19 protein-coding genes and 1 riboswitch are annotated in these 19,171 nt (G+C 45.1%); of the genes, 6 read left to right on the forward strand and 13 right to left on the reverse strand.

Annotated elements, in window-relative coordinates; translation table 11 throughout:
- The first annotated feature begins 61 nt into the window (after positions 1-61).
- Complete coding sequence (locus tag V1U08_RS13935) at positions 62-490, forward strand: hypothetical protein (protein WP_020334129.1); 429 nt, start codon at positions 62-64, stop codon at positions 488-490.
- Between the two features lie 74 nt (positions 491-564).
- On the forward strand, positions 565-1,164 hold the full coding sequence (locus V1U08_RS13940) for a thiol:disulfide interchange protein DsbA/DsbL (protein WP_065300800.1): 600 nt from the start codon (positions 565-567) through the stop codon (positions 1,162-1,164).
- A gap of 57 nt (positions 1,165-1,221) precedes the next feature.
- Here V1U08_RS13940 and V1U08_RS13945 read toward each other — a convergent pair whose 3' ends face one another.
- From V1U08_RS13945 to V1U08_RS13990, 10 genes are all read right to left on the reverse strand, one after another.
- A complete protein-coding gene (locus tag V1U08_RS13945) occupies positions 1,222-1,668 on the reverse strand; it encodes a DUF3429 domain-containing protein (protein WP_330470837.1) in 447 nt (148 codons plus the stop codon).
- A gap of 10 nt (positions 1,669-1,678) precedes the next feature.
- Positions 1,679-2,224 (reverse strand): glutathione peroxidase, encoded by a 546-nt coding sequence (locus V1U08_RS13950; protein ID WP_065297805.1) that lies wholly within the window; start codon positions 2,222-2,224, stop codon positions 1,679-1,681.
- Positions 2,225-2,336: 112 nt separating this feature from the next.
- Entirely contained in the window at positions 2,337-2,993 is a 657-nt protein-coding gene (gene ribB, locus V1U08_RS13955; RefSeq protein WP_330470838.1) for a 3,4-dihydroxy-2-butanone-4-phosphate synthase, read from the reverse strand.
- A gap of 114 nt (positions 2,994-3,107) precedes the next feature.
- Positions 3,108-3,248, reverse strand: a riboswitch (FMN riboswitch).
- 101 nt (positions 3,249-3,349) lie between these two features.
- Complete coding sequence (locus V1U08_RS13960; protein WP_065297804.1) at positions 3,350-3,967, reverse strand: cobinamide adenolsyltransferase; 618 nt, start codon at positions 3,965-3,967, stop codon at positions 3,350-3,352.
- 96 nt (positions 3,968-4,063) lie between these two features.
- The gene (locus V1U08_RS13965) at positions 4,064-5,926 is read right to left on the reverse strand and encodes an MFS transporter (protein ID WP_330470839.1); all 1,863 of its coding nucleotides are present in this window, start codon (positions 5,924-5,926) and stop codon (positions 4,064-4,066) included.
- 148 nt (positions 5,927-6,074) lie between these two features.
- A complete protein-coding gene (locus V1U08_RS13970; RefSeq protein ID WP_014233753.1) occupies positions 6,075-6,821 on the reverse strand; it encodes a helix-turn-helix domain-containing protein in 747 nt (248 codons plus the stop codon).
- The gene (locus V1U08_RS13975) at positions 6,822-7,460 is read right to left on the reverse strand and encodes an HD domain-containing protein (protein ID WP_065300804.1); all 639 of its coding nucleotides are present in this window, start codon (positions 7,458-7,460) and stop codon (positions 6,822-6,824) included. It lies immediately after the preceding gene.
- A 442-nt stretch (positions 7,461-7,902) separates the two neighbouring features.
- Complete coding sequence (locus V1U08_RS13980) at positions 7,903-9,249, reverse strand: magnesium transporter (RefSeq protein WP_065303336.1); 1,347 nt, start codon at positions 9,247-9,249, stop codon at positions 7,903-7,905.
- Between the two features lie 131 nt (positions 9,250-9,380).
- Positions 9,381-10,703, reverse strand: coding sequence for an ABC1 kinase family protein (locus V1U08_RS13985; protein ID WP_268668446.1), 1,323 nt, complete (start codon positions 10,701-10,703; stop codon positions 9,381-9,383).
- A gap of 164 nt (positions 10,704-10,867) precedes the next feature.
- Positions 10,868-11,539: a pyridoxamine 5'-phosphate oxidase family protein gene (locus tag V1U08_RS13990; protein WP_330470840.1), complete on the reverse strand. Its 672-nt coding sequence runs from the start codon at positions 11,537-11,539 to the stop codon at positions 10,868-10,870.
- A gap of 110 nt (positions 11,540-11,649) precedes the next feature.
- On the opposite strand from V1U08_RS13990, the gene pdxR reads away from it, so the two are divergent.
- Positions 11,650-13,080, forward strand: a complete 1,431-nt coding sequence (gene pdxR, locus V1U08_RS13995; RefSeq protein ID WP_330470841.1) for a MocR-like pyridoxine biosynthesis transcription factor PdxR — start codon at positions 11,650-11,652, stop codon at positions 13,078-13,080.
- A 4-nt stretch (positions 13,081-13,084) separates the two neighbouring features.
- Here the strand turns inward: pdxR and yjeH are convergent, their stop codons facing one another.
- Positions 13,085-14,347: an L-methionine/branched-chain amino acid transporter gene (yjeH, locus tag V1U08_RS14000; protein ID WP_118120639.1), complete on the reverse strand. Its 1,263-nt coding sequence runs from the start codon at positions 14,345-14,347 to the stop codon at positions 13,085-13,087.
- Between the two features lie 179 nt (positions 14,348-14,526).
- Between yjeH and V1U08_RS14005 the strand changes: the two genes are divergently transcribed.
- From V1U08_RS14005 to V1U08_RS14015, 3 genes are all read left to right on the forward strand, one after another.
- Complete coding sequence (locus V1U08_RS14005) at positions 14,527-14,982, forward strand: Lrp/AsnC family transcriptional regulator (protein ID WP_065297797.1); 456 nt, start codon at positions 14,527-14,529, stop codon at positions 14,980-14,982.
- Positions 14,983-15,023: 41 nt separating this feature from the next.
- Positions 15,024-15,938, forward strand: a complete 915-nt coding sequence (locus tag V1U08_RS14010; protein WP_014233761.1) for a LysR family transcriptional regulator — start codon at positions 15,024-15,026, stop codon at positions 15,936-15,938.
- Positions 15,939-16,032: 94 nt separating this feature from the next.
- The gene (locus V1U08_RS14015; RefSeq protein ID WP_020334140.1) at positions 16,033-16,647 is read left to right on the forward strand and encodes a LysE family translocator; all 615 of its coding nucleotides are present in this window, start codon (positions 16,033-16,035) and stop codon (positions 16,645-16,647) included.
- A 120-nt stretch (positions 16,648-16,767) separates the two neighbouring features.
- On the opposite strand, the gene V1U08_RS14020 is transcribed toward V1U08_RS14015, so the two are convergent.
- Together V1U08_RS14020 and V1U08_RS14025 are read right to left on the reverse strand one after the other, a co-directional pair.
- Positions 16,768-16,989: a hypothetical protein gene (locus V1U08_RS14020; RefSeq protein ID WP_014233763.1), complete on the reverse strand. Its 222-nt coding sequence runs from the start codon at positions 16,987-16,989 to the stop codon at positions 16,768-16,770.
- 262 nt (positions 16,990-17,251) lie between these two features.
- The gene (locus tag V1U08_RS14025) at positions 17,252-18,685 is read right to left on the reverse strand and encodes a glyceraldehyde-3-phosphate dehydrogenase (RefSeq protein WP_020334141.1); all 1,434 of its coding nucleotides are present in this window, start codon (positions 18,683-18,685) and stop codon (positions 17,252-17,254) included.
- Positions 18,686-19,171 lie beyond the last annotated feature (486 nt).

The raw sequence follows: 19,171 nt of genomic DNA on the forward strand, positions 1-19,171 counted from the left end.
AAGACGGTAAAAAAGGAAAAATAATCAGTTGTATAAGTAATGGGTTAGTGTTGACGCTTGTATGAACAGAACGTTTCTGTATGATGAAAATTATCCTACTTTTGAAGATGTTGGTATGCGTACCTTTAACCGTACATTGATGATGACATTAACTTGCTTGGTAGCCATGCTGCTAACGAGCCTTGCGCCTAATGTACAAGCAGAGACCATACCAAGTCAGAATCACAGTAATCAGGTTCCATTGAAAGAGCTTCAGGCTCAGCTTGGGGTTAATACTGACTGTATTGAGTCCTCAGAGAATGAACGAGTGCTCACGTCAGGGAAAGACCAACACACCAGTTGCAGTTCTTCATGTATTGTGAAGGTGCCTGTAACCTTGCCGCACAATAGTCTGATGCGCTTTCCTCACCGGCTTGCGCTTATTGGTAAATCTCCTGCCGTAAAAGCGGTATCGGTGATCTACCAGCCGTATCGACCTCCCATTGTTTGATTTTCTTCTAATCTAAATACAACGACTAATTGATTTAAGTAAGACGGCAGACTGCTGTCTAAAGGAAACAAACAATGAAGAAATTACTTGCGCTATGCAGCACCCTTTTACTTGCGTTTACGGCTCATGCAGCCCAGTTTGAAGAGGGAAAACACTACAAAGTGCTGGATGCAGAGAAGGCGGCGAAACCGACAGTGACAGAGTTTTTCTCTTTTTACTGCCCGCACTGTTATAAATTTGAAAGCTTGGTTGAGAACTTGAAACCAGCCTTACCTGAAGACGCGCGATTTGAGAAAATCCATGTTTCATTTATGGGTGGGAACATGGCAGTTCCTATGGCGAAGTCTTACGCAACGATGGTATCTCTAGGGGTCGAAGATAAGATGATTCCGGTGATGTTTGCTCAGATCCACCAAAAGCGTGCGGCGCCTAAAGACGAAGCTGAACTAAAACAAGTCTTCACTGATTATGGTGTAGACGGTAAAAAGTTTGACGCAGCGTACAACAGCTTTGCTGTGAACTCGATGCAAAAGCGTTTCGACCAAGAGTTTAAAGAAAGTACACTGACAGGGGTGCCGGGTGTGATTGTGAACAACAAGTACATTGTCATTCCGAATGAAATCAGTTCTTACGATGAGTATAACCAGCTAGTTAATTATCTGCTGACTCTTTAAGGATAAAAACTTAGGAAAAATGGCGACAATCATGTCGCCATTTATTTGGTGTCATCATCAAGCAAACAGCACGATGCCATGCATCAACAAGACCCCGCAGGTGAGCTTTCCACGCATTCCCTGATAACCTTTTGGGTCGATTTCCTGTTCTACCTTCCTAATCAATTTTTCAGAGAACCAAACGGCAATGTAGCCTGCGGCCAGGAGAAGAATGGCGGTGACGTAGTGAGTGTGTCCCTGCAGCAGGGCACTCCATGCGAGTAAAACAAACAGGTTACTCAGTACCAAAATATTGCGACTCAATCGGTGGTAGTAATGGTCGATTCCATTACCCCATAACACGCCCGACAAGAAGCTTAAGATAACCGCACTGTAGGCAATAAAGAATTGATGACCACTTAAATTAAATAAAGTGGTGTCAGTAATAATGAGCAGCAAACTAAGTAAGAATGGAATGAGTCCTAAATAGCCCAGCCGTAACATGGTAGAGCGTGTGGTGGTCATGATTGCAGTCCTACAGTTGTTGTTCAATCATATTAGTAAGCGTAGTACTTGTAGGAGATGTCGAACTTGGGAATGTCGCAATGACTTTGCCTTCTTTACTAATCAGAAACTTATAGAAGTTCCATCTTGGCGTGATACCGGCTTGTTGGCTGATTTCGCTGAATACTGGATTTGCATCGCTGCCCATCACTGAGCTTCTAGCCATCATCGGAAAGGTGACCCCATAATCGAGGTAGCAAATTTTTGCGGAATTCTCTTCGCTGCCTTTATCTTGGTTAAAGTCATTGCTTGGAAAGCCTATAACCGCGAAATTTTTATCTTTGTACGTTTGGTAAAGCGATTCTAACTGTTCGAACTGCGGCGTAAATCCGCATTGACTGGCGGTGTTGACGACGAGCAATGTCTTCCCTTTAAATTGCTCACATAAATCAATTTCATCAGTGGAGTTGAGTAACCTTTGTTTGCCCTGAAGAATATCCGGGCAGCTAGCAGCAAAGGCTGTAGAACTCAGACTGAGTAGCCCGAGTAAGACCAAGTTCTTTATTCTTCCTTTCATGCTCCGATATCCTTATTTGTTCACCTTAGTCAGTATAGTGTTACTCTGTAGATTAGATATCGATCAAAAAAGCCGCGCAATTGCACGGCTTTCAAATAAAATGGGGTGGGCGTTATGCCAGCTTCAAATCGAACTGATTACGGTATGCGACCATATCTTCAATGGTAAGAACCGGCATATTGTGAAGACGACCAAAGGCAATAAGTTCCGGTGTTTTCGCCATCGTGCCATCTGGATTGGTCACTTCGCACAATACGCCCGCAGGCTGTAACCCTGCCATTTGCATCAGATCAATCGTACCTTCGGTATGTCCGCGGCGAGTCATCACGCCACCTGGGCGAGCGCGCAAAGGAAAGACGTGGCCAGGACGGGCAAGATCTTCAGGCTTCGCATGTGGATTTGCCGCTGTCTTGATAGTGGTAACACGGTCTGCAGCAGAGACACCTGTCGTTACGCCAACTTTCGCTTCAATCGAAACCGTAAATGCGGTTTGGTTTGCGCTGTTGTTGTTCACAACCATTGGTGGAAGTTCCAGCTTGTCTGCTTGAGTATCCGTCAGACAAAGACACACGATACCACTGCACTCACGGATCATCAGTGCCATTTGTTCATTAGTCAGGTGTTCCACTGAGTAGATGATGTCGCCTTCGTTTTCACGGTCTTCATCATCAAGCAGAAGCACACCACGGCCTTCCTGCAGTGCGGTAAGTGCGTTTTCAACGCGAGTAATTGGGTCGCCGAATTCGGCAAGTAGCGATGACTGATTCATGGTTAACTCCTAAATATGACCAGAATCAGGGCGGTATGAGAGCTCGCTGTAAAATGCGATCAAAAAGAAGTGCACCAGTTCCTCTCAACGAATCGAGCAAGCGTACTGGTGTATTCTTATTCTCTTTCATCCGGACTATAACCGTCGGCTCTGGCATCTCACCAGATCTGCTGACCTCGACGAATCGAGCGCTCGCGGGCTCACTCAAAAGAGTATACCGCCGGTGGGGAATTTCGCCCCGCCCTGAGAACAATTAAAATTTAGCCAAGTCTTTTTTAACTAAGACTGACCAAGGGATAGTACTGATTTAACGATATTTTGGGAAGCAGATTGCGCTTTTATTACATAAAAATGTGCTATCGACGAAAAAAGTCGGTGCGAATAAAGTGATCAATTTGCTCAGGGACAAAGGTGTTGTAGATCAGGCTAGTATGTGTTTGTTTTGCCTCAATATGATCTTGCATGCCTTCCAAGCGGGTTTCGTCCACCGTTACCGTGCCGTCTGACATGGTATTATCACCGCGAATAAGCAGAGGACGAGCCCCGATAGGGACCGTGCCAGCGATACTTCCAAGCTTTTGGGGAAAGTCCCAGACGTCGTCGTGTTTGTTTAAACCGTGATGAGGCGAGTTACCTAAAAGTGCGCCCAAGCCAAGGTCTTGGATACGTGAAACAATCGACGCTCCTTTTAAAGGCGAGCCAATGGCGATAACGTGAGAAATCAAACTGGTGGTAGGTTTTCTATTTGCCAAATATCGCTTAATCATCAAGCCACCCAAGCTGTGCCCAACCAGTATGTTGGTCGTCAGTGGATTGAGTGCATGGTCAATAGTATTAAACAGTGCATCTTCATTAATCGATACCGTGTTGTAACTTAGCACTTGGGTTTCGTAACCCAATTTACGCAGTTTTTGGCTAAGAGGCTGCATCACCAGCCCGTGCATATAAAGACCATGTAGAATGATGATTTTCATAATATCTCCAATGACGACTCCGCATATTGACCGACTAGCGTTAGGACATCGGCAAGGTCAATCTGCTTTAGGTATCCTACTCTAAATTAGGTGTAACTACTTCTGATTTATCAGCAATTCCTGAACTTCTTGCTGTAACTTGTGGCGATCGAGCTGAACAGGGCCCAGTACTTGACCAATTTTGACTTCAATTTTGGACCAGAAACGTTTTGGTCTTTTAGTGAGTGCGTGTCCACCTTTATGGCTGAAAAATGACCCCCACAGTCCTTTCAACGCCATTGGTATCACAGGGACTGGTGAACGCTTGAGGATTTTTTCCACGCCAGGTCGAAACTCGCCGAGTTCACCATCTGAGGTCAAACGGCCTTCGGGGAAAATACAAACGACTTCTTCGTTATGTAATGCCTGCTCGATTTGCTCAAAGGCTTGCTTGTAGGTTTCGGTGCACTTGCGAGGAGAGCAAATTGGAATAACGCCCGCATGACGGAACACGTATTTAAGAACAGGCATTTCACTGATCGATTTATCCATCACAAAACGAACAGGGCGAGTAGAGGTCCCCATCAGAATCAGCGCATCCACATAACTGACATGATTGGCTACGATTAATGCCGCTCCTGTTTCTGGGATATGCTGACGCCCCTCTACAGAAACGCGGTACATACAGTGGCTAAGTAAATAGCTGATAAAACGCTGCGTAAATTCAGGCACTTGGCGATAGACATAAATAGCGACTAAGAAATTACCAACCGCCATGATAGCGAAGAGCTCTACAACGGACAGGGATAACACGCTAAGTACGAATATGGACACTAACGCTGACCCGACCATGAATAAGGCATTCATGATGTTGTTTGCAGCGATTGAACGCGCGCACTCGCCTTGGTTAGAACGAGACTGGATGAACGAGTAGAGCGGAACGATAAACACACCACCACTGACTCCGACGAAGAATAAATCCATCATCACGCGAATGTGTTTAGATTCTGAAATGAAACTTTCGACACTGTAATACTGGGCCGGTGATAGGTTGTATAAGGGTACTGCCCACAATAAATCGAGTCCAAATAACGTTAGTCCCAGAATTCCAAATGGCAGAATTCCGAGCTCAACATGATCAAAAGAGAGCTTTTGACACAACCAAGATCCCGTGGCGATGCCAATAGAAAATAGCGCAAGTAACAAAGATACGACGGTACTATCGGCAAAGAGATGCTCGCGGGCGAAGTTTGGGAATTGTGTAAGATAGGTCGCACCCATAAACCAAAACCAACTTATTGCCAGAATCGACATCCAGATTCCACGCTGTTTTTGTGCGACGTTTAGCGTCTTTTTCAGGCCAGAAATTGGCTTGAACTTTACTTTCTGATTGGAGTGGCTTGGCAACGCAGGAATATTCACGCTACTGATGAAACCCATTATCGAAAGGAACAAAACAAGGCACGAGGCGATAAGTGTGCCGTTTGGCATCGCGAGTAAAAGTCCGGCGGTTAACGTACCAACCAGAATGGATAAAAAGGTCCCCATTTCAACCCAGGCATTACCTTTGACAAGTTCACTGGCTTTTAAGGCTTGAGGCAGTAAAGCGTATTTCACTGGACCGAAGTAGGCGGATTGTGTTCCGGTTAAAAATAACAACACTAACATTAACAGGGCATTTTCAGTCATGATGGCAGTGGCGGCACAGGCCATGATCAGCACTTCGATAAGCTTCAGACGGCGTATCAACTTGGCTTTGTCCATACTATCCGCGACTGCACCAGCATGCGCTGAAAATAAAAAGAAGGGCAGGATAAACAGACCCGCAGCAAGATTGACAAATAGGTTGACGGAAACGGGTAATGAATCAATCAGACTGTAGGTGACCATTAATAAAAGAACATTTTTATAAACGTTGTCATTCGATGCCCCAAGACACTGCGTGACGAAAAATGGGAAAAAGCGTTTAGACAAAAACATGCTGGCTCCATATGCACATCATCAAACTAGATGGATGCACTTTATGTCTTCCCGATAGATAAGCCAGTTGTTTAGATGTAGTAACGTAATGTGTTACCTATAGTGGCTATTTATGTAACTTTACTCACTAAGGTTACCATTTTTATTACTATTGATTCGGAGTGCGTTCCCAGGGTTTAAACAAAGGAAACGTCCAGCGACGCATCGCGATAACCAGAGAGGTACCGTGTTTTTCATCCATCTCTAATGAATTGTCACTCTGACAAGCCTGATAAAATTCATCGATCACTTTTTGTAGCTTCTGCTGAAGCTTCTTGTTGGTCGGTATACTCATCAACCCAGTGGCCATTGCCAGCTTTTCACCTTCTGCAGAAAAGTAACTTTGGAAGAAGGCTTCCTGAACTTGCTGTTGAAAGAAGCGCTGGATTGGGCCACCAATCTGCCAGTTAAACGTCGGGGAGATACGTAAACGGATTTTGTTGCCCGGGAGTAAGTCGATAATCTTAAGCCGATCGAGCTGGGCCAACTTTTGTATTAGCTCTGGTTCATTAAACGTATATTGTTCAATAATTTGCTCAAATTGATAGCCATTCACAACACATATAGCGACCAGCAGTAATGCTTTGTCTTCAACGAGTTGTTTTTCTTGAACCAGAGTGAGTGATTCCAGCCCTTTATTGTGTGAAGCGGCAAGCTTAAACAGCTCGGCCATGTCTAATCCAATCAGTTGGCAGATGCGCTCAAGCCGCTCGAGACTAATGTGATGCCCTTCCGCAAGCAGCCTTTTTACGCTTCCTTCGCTTAACTCTAAATGCTGTGCGACGTCTGCGTAGTGCAAACCAGAGAGTCTCAGTTGACGTTTCAGCTCCTTAATCAGGGCATAACTTTCTGACATTTACTCTGCGACCTCTTCGCGTAATTGACCTAGATAGCTTTGCATAAATGCTTTGCGTCTTTGTGCCTCCTCTTTAGCAGAGTTGGTGTTCATGGTATCGACGATTCTAAATAGCTTGGTCTGAAAATGATCCAGAGTAAATTGTTGATCATCCAGTTCGCGTTCTTCCGCAAACATGTCTTGATGATCATACAGTTTGGCCTCGAACTGAGTACTGACCTGAATGCAGCGTGTTACGCCAATTGCACCTAGAGCATCCAGACGGTCAGCATCCTGCACAATCTTGGCTTCTAATGTGTTGGGACGAATGTTAGCGCTGAAACTGTGTGCTTCTATCGCGTGGGCGATATCGTCGTGGAAATGACGTGGGTAGTCGATACTTTCCAAGAATGCGATGGCCTTTTTAGCCGCAATCGCGGAGCTTTGCTTACGGTTAGGGTGATCTTTTGGGTAAGTAAAGCAGTCATGCAAATAGGCAGCGGGCAATACGACTTCCAATTGAGCTCCCTCTTGCTCAGCGAGCTTTTTAGCTGTTTTGGCGACACGCTTTACGTGGCTGAGATCGTGAGCGGCATCGATTTGCATCTCTTGCTGCATGAATTCTAGAAATAGGGGTTCTACTTGGCTTAATGACGTCATGGGTAATACTTCATACTTGGGGGTGAGGAAAGTATGCCCAACCCAATAACGAATTTCCAAACGCGATGAATTTAATGAGACTTATGACCAAATAACGAAAATGTCATTTTGTCCGTTTTATCGGTGTATGAAACGGTGAAACCAGAGGGTAATTGGATTTAGCGGAGACAGATAAAAAAAGAGCCAACCGCAAACAGTGCGATTGGCTTATATATATGAACAAAGTTGAGTTCACTAACAACGTCAGTTGGCTAGGTGACCCTCGGCTTAAGAAGGGTCACTTTAAACAATGCATCTAGCGTGCCAACTTTTAAATCCACTAAAAAGCGTGGTTTCTGTGAGTGACGTTGCCTAAACTCCGATAATATTCGCAATTTGCAACTGCGATATGCAATTTTTCTTTATTATGCTAATGATTGATTAATAAATTAGTACTAATTTCCTACAATAGTACTAGGCTAGCGGTGCCTAAAAAGGCAAAAAAGCCAACAACGTCAGTTACGGTAGTCAAAATCACCGAGCCCGCAAGTGCTGGGTCTAATTCTAACTTGTCCAAGATTATTGGAATCAATACACCGAACACAGCAGCGGTGATGATATTGACGACGATAGCCAGAGCAATGGTTCCGCCAAGAATCGCGGATTGGAACCATAACCCTGCCAAACCACCAATGATCACTGCCCACGCTATGCCGTTTAGAGAGCCAATACCCAACTCGTTTTTTAGTAGCTTGAAACGGTTTCCGGGCGTGATCTGATTCAGTGCCATCGCGCGAACCATTAGCGTAAGTGTCTGGCTACCTGCAATACCACCCATGGAGGCAACTATCGGCATTAGTACCGCAAGTGCAACCACTTGGGCGATCACGTCTTCAAATAGCCCAATCGTGACGGAGGCTAATATGGCAGTCATTAAGTTAATCCCTAACCACACACCGCGTTTCTGGGAGCTTTTAATCACCGGAGCAAATAAGTCATCGCCTTCATCCATACCGGTACCCGCCATCAAGCGGGCTTCGTAGATTTCACGTTGAGTACTCAGTGCAAATTGCCAGTCCACTTCACCGATCAATGTTTGGTCGGCATCGGTTACTGGTAAAGCGGGAAGGGTACTATGCTCCAGCGCCTCTACCGCTTCAGGTAGCGACATTTTACTGTCGAGGACCGTCACTGCTTCTATCGAAAGGCTTTTCAAGCGTACATCGGAGTCACTACGCAAAATTTCGAAATAGTTAACCGTGCCACGAAACTGCTTATTACGGTTAATCAAATAGACCTGCTGCGGCATGTCGTAGCTGTAACGATCCATCAATTGCTTGGCAGTACCAACCGTGATGTTAAAAGGTAAGGTAACGATTTTTCGATCTGCCCAACGGCCAATCTCTTCATCTTCATAAGCATTGGCTTGATCGTAAAGCTCTAACTCGTCTTTCTCGATTAATGCCAGTGCTTCATTAATGATTTCTTCTGGTAGTGAGTCTGCCCACTCGATCAGAGAAAGGTTGTCTAGCTTGGCGAGCGTCAGTTTTAGTTCGACTTCGGATAGTGCGTTGATGATCGAAAAGCGCACGTCAGCACGCATTTCAGTCAGTACATCAATATGTAGTTCTAGCGGTAGCGCTCTCCATAACCGAACACGATCATTGATGGTGAAAGCTTCCAGAATCAGGGCGATGGAACCGGGGTCTAAACCCTCTTCGATTGACGCATTGAGTGTTGCGACTTGATCCGCTTCTTCAGCTTGCCCAATTTGTTGTATGAGAATGGAGAGATCTTGAAACTTGCTCACCGAGCACCCCGATAGTTTGTTCGTTTAAAGAATAGAGATAGTGTTCGAACCTTCACTAATAACAATAGCGAAGAATGGCGTTAAACGTTCGACAAAACTAAAGTACGCGAAAGTAACAGAAAAACAATAGGCTACTCGACTTTGATATTGAGATAAGGCTGTACTAATTTGCGAATGTTCACTTTGGCACCAATTCGTGCCGCCAGCAGATACATCCCCGCTATTTTTCGGTGAAGGAAAATGGCATCCGCTGGTGGCGTGTGCCAGTAATCCTGCTCCATGCTGAGGATCTTACCTGCGTCACGTAACCTCTGAGCAAGGCCGCTGGCTTTAAAGTCATAGTCTTGATCAACTAACATGGGTTCACATGCCATCTTGACCAGTTCCCAAATTGCTTTTCTCTGTTCTGGCAGGATGTCTTGACTGAAAAAGCCAATCTTCTCCAGAGCTTCGTTCAGGCTTTGTTCGTCATGGTTAATAACCGCGGAGAACGCCTGACGATATCCAGAACTGAATTTTTCACTGTATTCACGAGTGGCACCAAAATCTAACAGACCGATTTGCTTGGTTTCTTCAAGATATAAATAGTTGGCAAAGTTTGGGTCGGTCTGAACCATTTTGAAGTCGAATAGCTCGCGGAAAAGCAGTTCGAGCAGGTTGTGCATGACGGTATCACGGGTATTTTGGTCAGCGTTTACGATGGTATCCACTGGGACCCCTTCGATATATTCCATCGCTAATACTGATTGTGAAGAGCTTTCTGGGTGAATTTTTGGCACAACAAAGTGTGGGTGTGCTTTTAGTGCCTCGTAATAACGTATGGCGAACTGTGCTTCACGTAAATAATTGGCTTCGTCGTGAAGCTGTTTTTTCGCTTCTTCTAACAGCCCTTTATAGTCTACAGATTCTGGTATCAGACCCACGACTTTAAGCAGTGTGCCAACGTTGTCGACGTCACTGTTGATGCTTTTGCGTATACCAGGGTATTGGACTTTCACCGCAAGCTTGTCGCCCGCATCACTGTATGCCTGATGCACTTGTCCTATGGAGGCGCTGGCGATCGGCTTGAAGTTGAAAGCAAGAAACTCTGATTTCCAATTCGGACCGAGCGCGTTTTCCATGACGCCGTTTAACTGCTTGGCTGGCATTGGGTCGGCATTAGAGCGCAACCTTGAGAGAATATCGGCTAACTCGGGTTCGAGGATATCACCCGCATCCATCGACAACATTTGTCCGAGTTTCATCGCGGCACCGCGTAAATGAGCAAGCTGATCGGTCAGTCTGGTGATGTTTTGAGGCGTCAACAGGAGGTCTTTCGCTTTGGGTTTGTTGCCCTTGGCGAGTTGTTTAGTACCTTCAGCAAGCACATTTCCGGCGACTCTTGTAGCAAGAGAAGCAAATTTACCGAATCTGGAAATGCGATGCGTAGGTAAGTTTTTTTCCTTGTCTGACATTGAGAGCCTCCCGTTTTCTACATCCCAACCACTAAAGAATAGCGCTTTCAGTTTTAACCTTTTGTTATACGGGAAAACAGTGTTATTGGATACATTTGCAAACAAAACCGCTGGTGGTGCCAGCGGTTGAGGGGATCTGTTTAGATAAGCAATATGCTTATTGCTTAGTTTTCGGTTTCAGAACAATGCCAACGATTTGAATAAGCACTGCTGTAATCCGGCGTAGCAATTTCCTCGTACAGATCTGGGCTGGCTTCCAGAGGGCCAACGACAGTTCGGTAAGGCAGTACGCCAGCCCAAACCGGAATATCCATATCCTCAGCATCATCATTCACCCCAAAATTACTTATTTTCACAGACGCTTCTTGAAGCGAGATACGCAGCAGCATGGTTGCGCTCAGCTCTTTTTCATTGCTCAGCCTGATCTGTTCGGTTCTACCTGGTGCGATTTGCTCAATGAAATGATTCAACAAGTCATTTTTTTCTTGGTTATCTGGCACGATTTCAAATTGACCAAATACAACGGCACTGCGGTAGTGCGCACTATGGTGAAACGCAGAGCGAGCCAGTACCCATCCATCGAACAGTGTAAAAGTGAGACAGGTTTGATCGCCTTGTTTGAGTGTGCGCAGCAGCCTGCTGTTGTTCGCGCCATGAATATAGACAAACTCTCCCACACGCCAGGCCAGCATCGGAATCACCACCGGCCCAGACTCGTTGGTGATCGCGATATGGGCAATCAAACTCTCATCGATAATCGCATGCAGTTTTTCAACTTCGGAGACCGCCTTATGTGCGCCTTTCTTTATTTGTGTTCTTTTCGTACTTGATAACATTACTGCTCTCCTTGGCGTCATCCCAAAGTTGGGACCTCAATCTTTTTTTATCAGTGTCGAGTTGCAATGTACCGTCTAACTGGTAGTTTAAAGAGAGCCAGTTTTAAACAATGGATGGATCCGGTTTGTCTTTGATTGATGTGGGTGATTTATGTGTAAGTTCAGCCAATGGAACGCTGCAGCAATCGGTGTTTTTTGCGATTCGGGAAAAGATCGTCAAAGGTCTTTGGCCTAAAAATGGAAAGTTGCCTTCCACACGTAAACTATCTCAAGAACTCAGTCTGAGCAGAAATACGGTTATATCGGCATACGAGCAATTAGTTGCGGAAGGGTATCTGATTAGCCAGCAGGGCTCGGGATTTTATGTCGCAGTAGAATTACCCGAACAGTATTTGCCGGAAAAGGTGTCGGTTAAGTCCGCCAAAGCTCCTTTAATAAAATATGACATTAACGCGCCATTTGCCCCTGGAGTTCCGGACTTGGCCGCGTTTCCTAGCGCCCGATGGCAGAAGTATCTGAATCGTCATCTGACGCGGACGTCTTTGCTTGGTAATCAACATATCCAAGGAAGCTGGTCACTTCGTTGTGCTTTATCGGCTTATTTAGCTTCAAGCCGTTCGGTTAATTGTACCCCTGAACGAATCATCATTACTTCTGGAGCTCAACAAGCGCTGAGTATTGCAACAATGGCAACTCTGAATCGAGGCGACAAGGTATTGATGGAGCAACCTGGCTACGCTCAAATGCGCAAGTTAATTCAGTTTCAGCAGTATCAATTCGAACCGCTGTTGGTTAAGGAAAAGTATGGATTCGATATTGATGTGGTAACGAGCAGTAATGCAGATGCTCTCTACATCACACCAAGTAATCAGTACCCAATGGGCACCACTTTGAATACCGAACAGAGAGGGAAGATCATCGATTGGGCTGTTCAGAATTCATCCTGGATTTTAGAAGACGACTACGACAGTGAATTTCAGTTCGCCCATCGTCCGTATACCAGTCTACAAGGGTTAGCCGCACAAATGGGTAGGGATGATCGCGTTCTCTACGTTGGCTCTTTCAGCAAAGTTATGTTTAACGGTTTAAGGCTCGGATATCTTGTGGTTCCAGAAGCACTGGTAGATAAATGTTTGATGGTGAAAGATGCGTTAAGTGGTGATTCTCCCAGCCACGTACAAGAGGCAATGGCTGATTTTATTGCTGAAGGTAGTTTGCTGCGCCATATCCGGAAAATGCGACGGGTTTACAAAGCGAAACATGAGCAGATGTGCCTCTCAATCCAAGCACATTTTGGAAGCAAAGTAAGCGTCATAAGTCAGGCTGCCGGACTGCATATAACATTAAAATGGCGAACGGGCATTGATGAACTGACATGGACGAAACGCGCCGAAAATGACGGCATCGTATTACGTCCATTAAGTTACTACGAGCACCCAAGTTACCAAGATCGTGATTGGAATGGCGTGGTGCTCGGTTATGGCAACGTGGCTTTAAAAGAGATTGAACCGCTTGTAAAACGTTTGTCTGAGCTGTTTTAAGGGGTTATTCAATCACTTTTGATTCGCGTTTTGATCTTAATTGCTTCCATGGCAATGACAGCAGGACAAAAATCGTTAGCGCATACAGCATAGACCAACCTAAGCAGACAAAGACGCCAGTGCAAAGAATCAGAGAAATTCCAGCCAGAGCTTTACCAACGCCTTGCAGCAGTTTGTATGCGGCGAGCATAGCAAGCAGATAAACCAACACAAATATGCTGTTCGCGAGTTTAAGGAAAAACTCTAAATCAAGTTGAGATAGTGTACCTGCCACACAGGACACAAACAGGATGAAGCCAACCAGCAATGTTGCAGAGGAAGGAACACCCCGATGCGAGACTTTTGCCAGTTTGCTGTCTGGACGATATTCTCGAGCTTGACTCCAGACCATTCGGGACAAGCTTTGAGTGTATAAATTGACACTGGCAAAACAAGCAGAAAAGCCGATCACGCTGATGATCCATTTAGCACTGTCTCCCAGTAGCTGCGCACTTAGCCAAGGTATGGAGGCATTATCAAACTGAGGGGTGCCATAAGCGCCAAACTTTAATATCACAACCGAACATGCCCAATAGGTTGCGCCAGCAACGAAACATCCGACAATAATCGCGATAGGAAAGTCACGTTGTGGGTTCTTAAACTCTTCGCCCATGTGTGCAAATGCTTCTATACCGACAAAACACCAAAACATCACAGCAAGCGCTGAAGTAATTGGCCAAATCGAGTCGGTTGTGACGGCAGGCATGGTTAGATCAACACTGCTGATTTCTCCTTTCCATAGAAATGCACCAACCAGCGCAAATACACTCAGTGCGATCACTGTTTGCAAACGCCCTGATGACTTTGTTCCTAGCAAGTTGACCAATATCAGCAGCGCGATGGTGAGTACTTGAGCGAATAAGTCATTGTTTAGTGGCTCGGGCAGAAGTTGTTTGAGAAAACCCGCAGCAAGTGCGATAGCGGCTGGTATACCCACCGGGATCACACTGACAAACAGCCAGGCAACGCTACTTTCTAATTTTGCATTAAACGCTTTTCGGACAAAGAAAGCGGTGCCACCAGCGTTGGGATATCGCTTACCTAATTGAGCAAACGTCAGAGCAATCGGGCAAATCGCCGCGAACAGTAATATCCATGCCCAGAGTGAAAAATGCCCTGCAATACCTGCCGCAATCGCCGGTATCATAAATAGACCTGTGCCCATCAATGTGGTGGAAAGTTGGGCGATGCCGGATATAAGTGAGATGTCTTTTTTGAGCTGTTCCATGCTGGTCTCTGACGGTGTCGAACTAAGGGAAGTCTAAGAATAAATGAGTTCTCAAATACAAAATGCGTTACTGCACCGCCAATATGACGGTTGTTTCAAATAATTCCAACAAAATGTTGGTTTCTTATGCATTTAAAATCGTTATAAAATGAAGAAAATAAGGAAGAAGCGGTAAGTTTATGGACAAGTTTGATCACAAGATCATTGATATCCTCCGGCACAATGCTCGGCTGTCAGTCACTGAAATCGCAGAAAAAGTGAACCTCTCTCGCTCGGCGGTGACGGCTCGAATTCGTAAGCTCGAAAATGACAAAGTTATCTTGGGTTATCATGCAGAAATCGCCTCTAGTGAAGGGGATTCAATCTGCGCCTATTTTGCTCTGAAGTTCGATACCTCCACCTCAACGTACTACTGCGAATCTTACGCAAATGAGTTGTACAAAATTGATGGAGTGAAATGGTGTCATGCCATTAGCGGAGAAACCGATATGATGGTCTTTGTCGAGGTTCCCAACATGAACCGACTGAATGAGGTCAGAGACCAAATTCAACGCTTTCCTGAGCTTCGACATCTCATGACTCATACTGTGTTAACCGAGTTTTTTAATACCACTGGGAATAAGTTCGTTAAGTGATCGGCAAAGCCAGGCGTAAGTACCATTCAATCGGATAAACAATGCTAAACCACATCAATTTAAACTTGCTGAGATCCTTACATGTTTTGCTCGAAGAGTGTCATGTAAGCCGCACTGCGCAGCGACTGAACATCACGCAGTCTGCGGTGAGTCGTCAGCTGGCTCAACTCCGCGAGCTGTGTGGTGATCCACTTCTTATTCGCCAGGGTAATCAGCTGATTCCAACACCAAGAGCGATAGCGCTAAAAGAAAAACTGGATGCGTTACTTGCGGAATTTGACCATCTTTTGGATGACAAGCCATTTGAACCTAAAGACTGGCAGGGAGAACTCGTGATTGCGTCAAGTGATTACGTTGCCCAATATGTTCTACCGGATATAGCGTCGCACCTCAGTGAGTTCGCGCCACAACTTGATATGGCTTATCGGCTTTGGCAGCCAGACTTTCTGGACAAACTGCATGAGCTCGGCATTCACATCGCTTCTTCTATGTACCCCTCCAAACCAGAAGGCGTATCGAGCATCAATATCGGCTCGGATAATTCGGTTTGTCTGATGAAAGATTCTCATCCGCTGGCTAAGTGTAAAAGTATCAGCGCGAAGCAACTCGTCAGCTATTCGCACATTAAGGTGACGGGAGGTGGTGACAAGGACTCCAGTGCTGATCTGGCGTTAAAAGAGATGGGTCTGGAGCGTCATATCGCATTTAAAGTGCCTTTCTTCTCTGCAGCCGTAAACAGACTGGTAACGAGTGACAACCTTATGGTCGTGCCGGAACATATTGCGCTGAACCTTGCCAAGCATTGGCGTTTAGTCAATAAGCCACTGCCTTTTGCAACCCAGACACATGAATATTGGTTGATGTGGCATCCAAAATACGACACCGATCCTGCCCATCGTTGGGTTAGAGAACAAATTCGGACAGTGATGAAGCTATCGGAATACTCTATTCATTAAGTTATGATTTCAAGTCATGACCTTTATGAAAAACTTTGATTTCTATTTATATCCCTTCACTTGATAGATTGATACCAAATGAGGAGAGGATTTTATGACACTAACAGTTTGGCTATCACTTTTTACCGTATGTTTGTTGGGCGCTATGTCTCCAGGGCCTAGTTTGGCGATTGTCGCTAAACACGCTTTGGCTGGTGGCCGTCTTAATGGGTTGGCGACAGCGTGGGCACACGCATTTGGTATCGGGATATATGCATTTATTACTCTGATCGGTTTGGCTGTGGTTTTACAGCAAAGCCCGCTACTGTTTAAAGCGATCAGCTTGGCGGGGGCAGCGTACTTGGCCTATTTGGGGTTTAATGCTCTGCGTTCGAAAGGCGGTGTAGCGGCTAAGCTTGAATCTGGGCAGGAAACCACCGTTGCACAGTCGGCAAGAGAAGGCTTTTTTATCTCTATTCTCAGTCCTAAAATTGCACTGTTCTTTATCGCTTTATTTAGCCAGTTCGTTGCTCTGGGTAATGATCTGAGTAATCAAATGATCATTGTTGCTACGCCGTTTATCGTTGACGGTTTGTGGTACACGTTCATTACTATCGTACTCTCCAGCTCGCGAGTGGTTGATCGTATTCGCTCAAAAGCGGTGTTGATCGATCGCTTGTCTGGCGTCGTGCTTATGTTGTTGGCTCTGCGCGTGGTTGTAACGATATAAATTTGATTTCCAGAACATAAAAAAGCACCCAGCTTGTTCAAGGCTGGGTGTAAGCAAGGAGTTTCTCAGGAGCTTTGTTAGCTTTTGGGGACGAGGGGGTTGAGAAACACTTTAATTCTCTTATCGGCGAACTTCTTCAAATTCGCCTTCTATCGCGTCTGCTTTTCCAGTATTAAATTCATATTCTTGCTGCATCTCTTTCTGCATGTACTTGACGCGCTTCTCAATACGTTTTCCGGTAATCAGTGCCGCGATGGTCAATGGGATCGCCATGATGAGGCTAAATACTAAAGCAAAAAGGCCTGTAATCAGTGCCAGTGCTGTAACGATGATCCGATTCATAAACTTGACCTCTCTATTCGTCTATGTGTTCAGATTACCCCTGTGAATATGAACGAAACATGAACAATAGGCGTAAGTATGTCTGAGGAATGTCAAAGACTGAAGAAAGTTAAATCGTATGAATAAAAAACGCCTGAGGGGAAGCTCAGGCGTATAAATGGGGAGTTAAGATTAGTAGTGCGCTTTCGCGCTTATTATAAAGAACAAATGTTGAGGTATAGTTCGCTACACCATGTGGTTAACGTTGTGGAGCAATGTTCACCTATCGAGGGAATGTTTGGTAACGAACACCCATCATTTGTTCCATACAGTGCACAACTTGGCAGCTGTAACCGAATTCGTTGTCGTACCAGATGTATAGTACACAACGCTTGTCTTGTGCGATAGTCGCTTGACCATCCACTACGCCAGGGTGACGAGAACCAACTAAGTCTGTTGAAACGATTTCAGTTGAGTCTGTGTAATCAATCTGTGCTGATAGCTCAGAATTCAGAGCCATTTCACGTAGGTAGTCGTTCAGTGAATCACGATCCACGTCTTCACCTAGGTTTAGGTTTGCAACTGCCATTGAAACGTTTGGCGTAGGTACGCGAATCGCGTTACCTGTTAGCTTACCAGCTAGCTCTGGCAGTGCTTTTGCTACTGCTTTTGCTGCACCAGTTGAAGTCAGAACCATGTTCAGAGATGCACTACGTCCACGGCGATCGCCTGAGTGGAAGTTATCGATCAGGTTTTGGTCGTTAGTGTAAGAGTGAACCGTTTCGATGTGGCCTGAAAGTACACCGTACTTATCGTTCAACGCTTTCAGTACTGGTGTAATCGCGTTTGTTGTACAGCTTGCTGCTGAGATGATGGTGTCTTCTTCTTGAATCACAGATTCGTTTACACCAAATACAACGTTCTTGATATCGCCTTTACCAGGTGCAGTCAGAAGTACTTTCTGTGCGCCGTTACATGCTAGGTGCTGGCTTAAACCTTCTGCATCACGCCAAACGCCTGTGTTGTCTACAACAAGTGCGTTGTTAATGCCGTAAGCGGTGTAGTCAACTTCGCTTGGGTTGTTTGCGTAGATGATTTGAATGAAGTTACCGTTCACAATCAGTGCTTTGCGCTCTTCATCAATGATGATGCTACCATTGAATTGACCGTGTACCGAGTCACGACGAAGTAGGCTAGCACGCTTCTCTAAGTCGCCTTTTTTACCACCACGTACAACGATTGCGCGAAGTCTTAGTGGGTAACCAGGGCCGCTCTTTTCAATAAGAAGACGAGTTAGTAGACGCCCGATGCGACCAAAACCGTAAAGAACCACATCGCGAGCTTTCAGAGAAGAATCTGCATCACGAGCACCTTGAAGTGCTGTTTGTAGGAAATCATTTAGTGAAGAAGTGTCTTCGTGCTCATTCCAATACTTAGTTGCCAGATGACCAATATCAACGCGGCTAGACGAAATGCTCATTTCACATAGTGCTTCAATGATAGGCATTGTTTGCTCTAGAGAAAGAGGGCTTCCAGTGTATCTTCTTGCTACGCGGTGAGTTTTGAGAATGTCGATAGTTGTGGCGTTGATAAGCGTCTTACCGAACAGAACCACTTCGATTCCTTTTTCACGATACAGCTTACCGATTAGAGGGGAGATAGATTCAGCAATCGTTTGGCTAGTTTGCCAGTCTTGGAGATATTTCTCTGGACTCATTGTTGTATTGGACCTTTCACGTTTTGGGGGCTAACCATACTCGCCGCTAGTACCTCTACGGTAGAGCGTAGGAGTCTGGTGGTAATGTAATCGGGTTGTAATAATTATGGGGCGAATTCTACGGCTGAAGGGCTTATTCTGCTAGGAAAAATAAACCTAGTGGAAATCACTGTTTTATGGCTTATCTGTGGAGGATTAATGTGACTAAGGCGTCGTATTTAAGGTGTTGACATTTTTAAAAATGCAAACTTATTTTGCGATGATAATGCTTACTATCATGGGTTTTGATTGAAATATAAGATCTCATTTACATAAATATGTGATGTGAATCGATAACGCAACTCTGGAGGTAAACATAAAAGTCTTAATTATGTTCTTTATCAACTGAGACTAATGGATGGGATGAAATGTGCTTCTGAGGTTCAGATTTAATATCAAAAATTTGCATCAAATCACAATATGAACTGGGATTTATAGCGCCAAAAA

The sequence above is a fragment of the Vibrio sp. YYF0003 genome, from assembly GCF_036350715.1.
Classification (GTDB): Bacteria; Pseudomonadota; Gammaproteobacteria; order Enterobacterales; family Vibrionaceae; genus Vibrio; species Vibrio natriegens.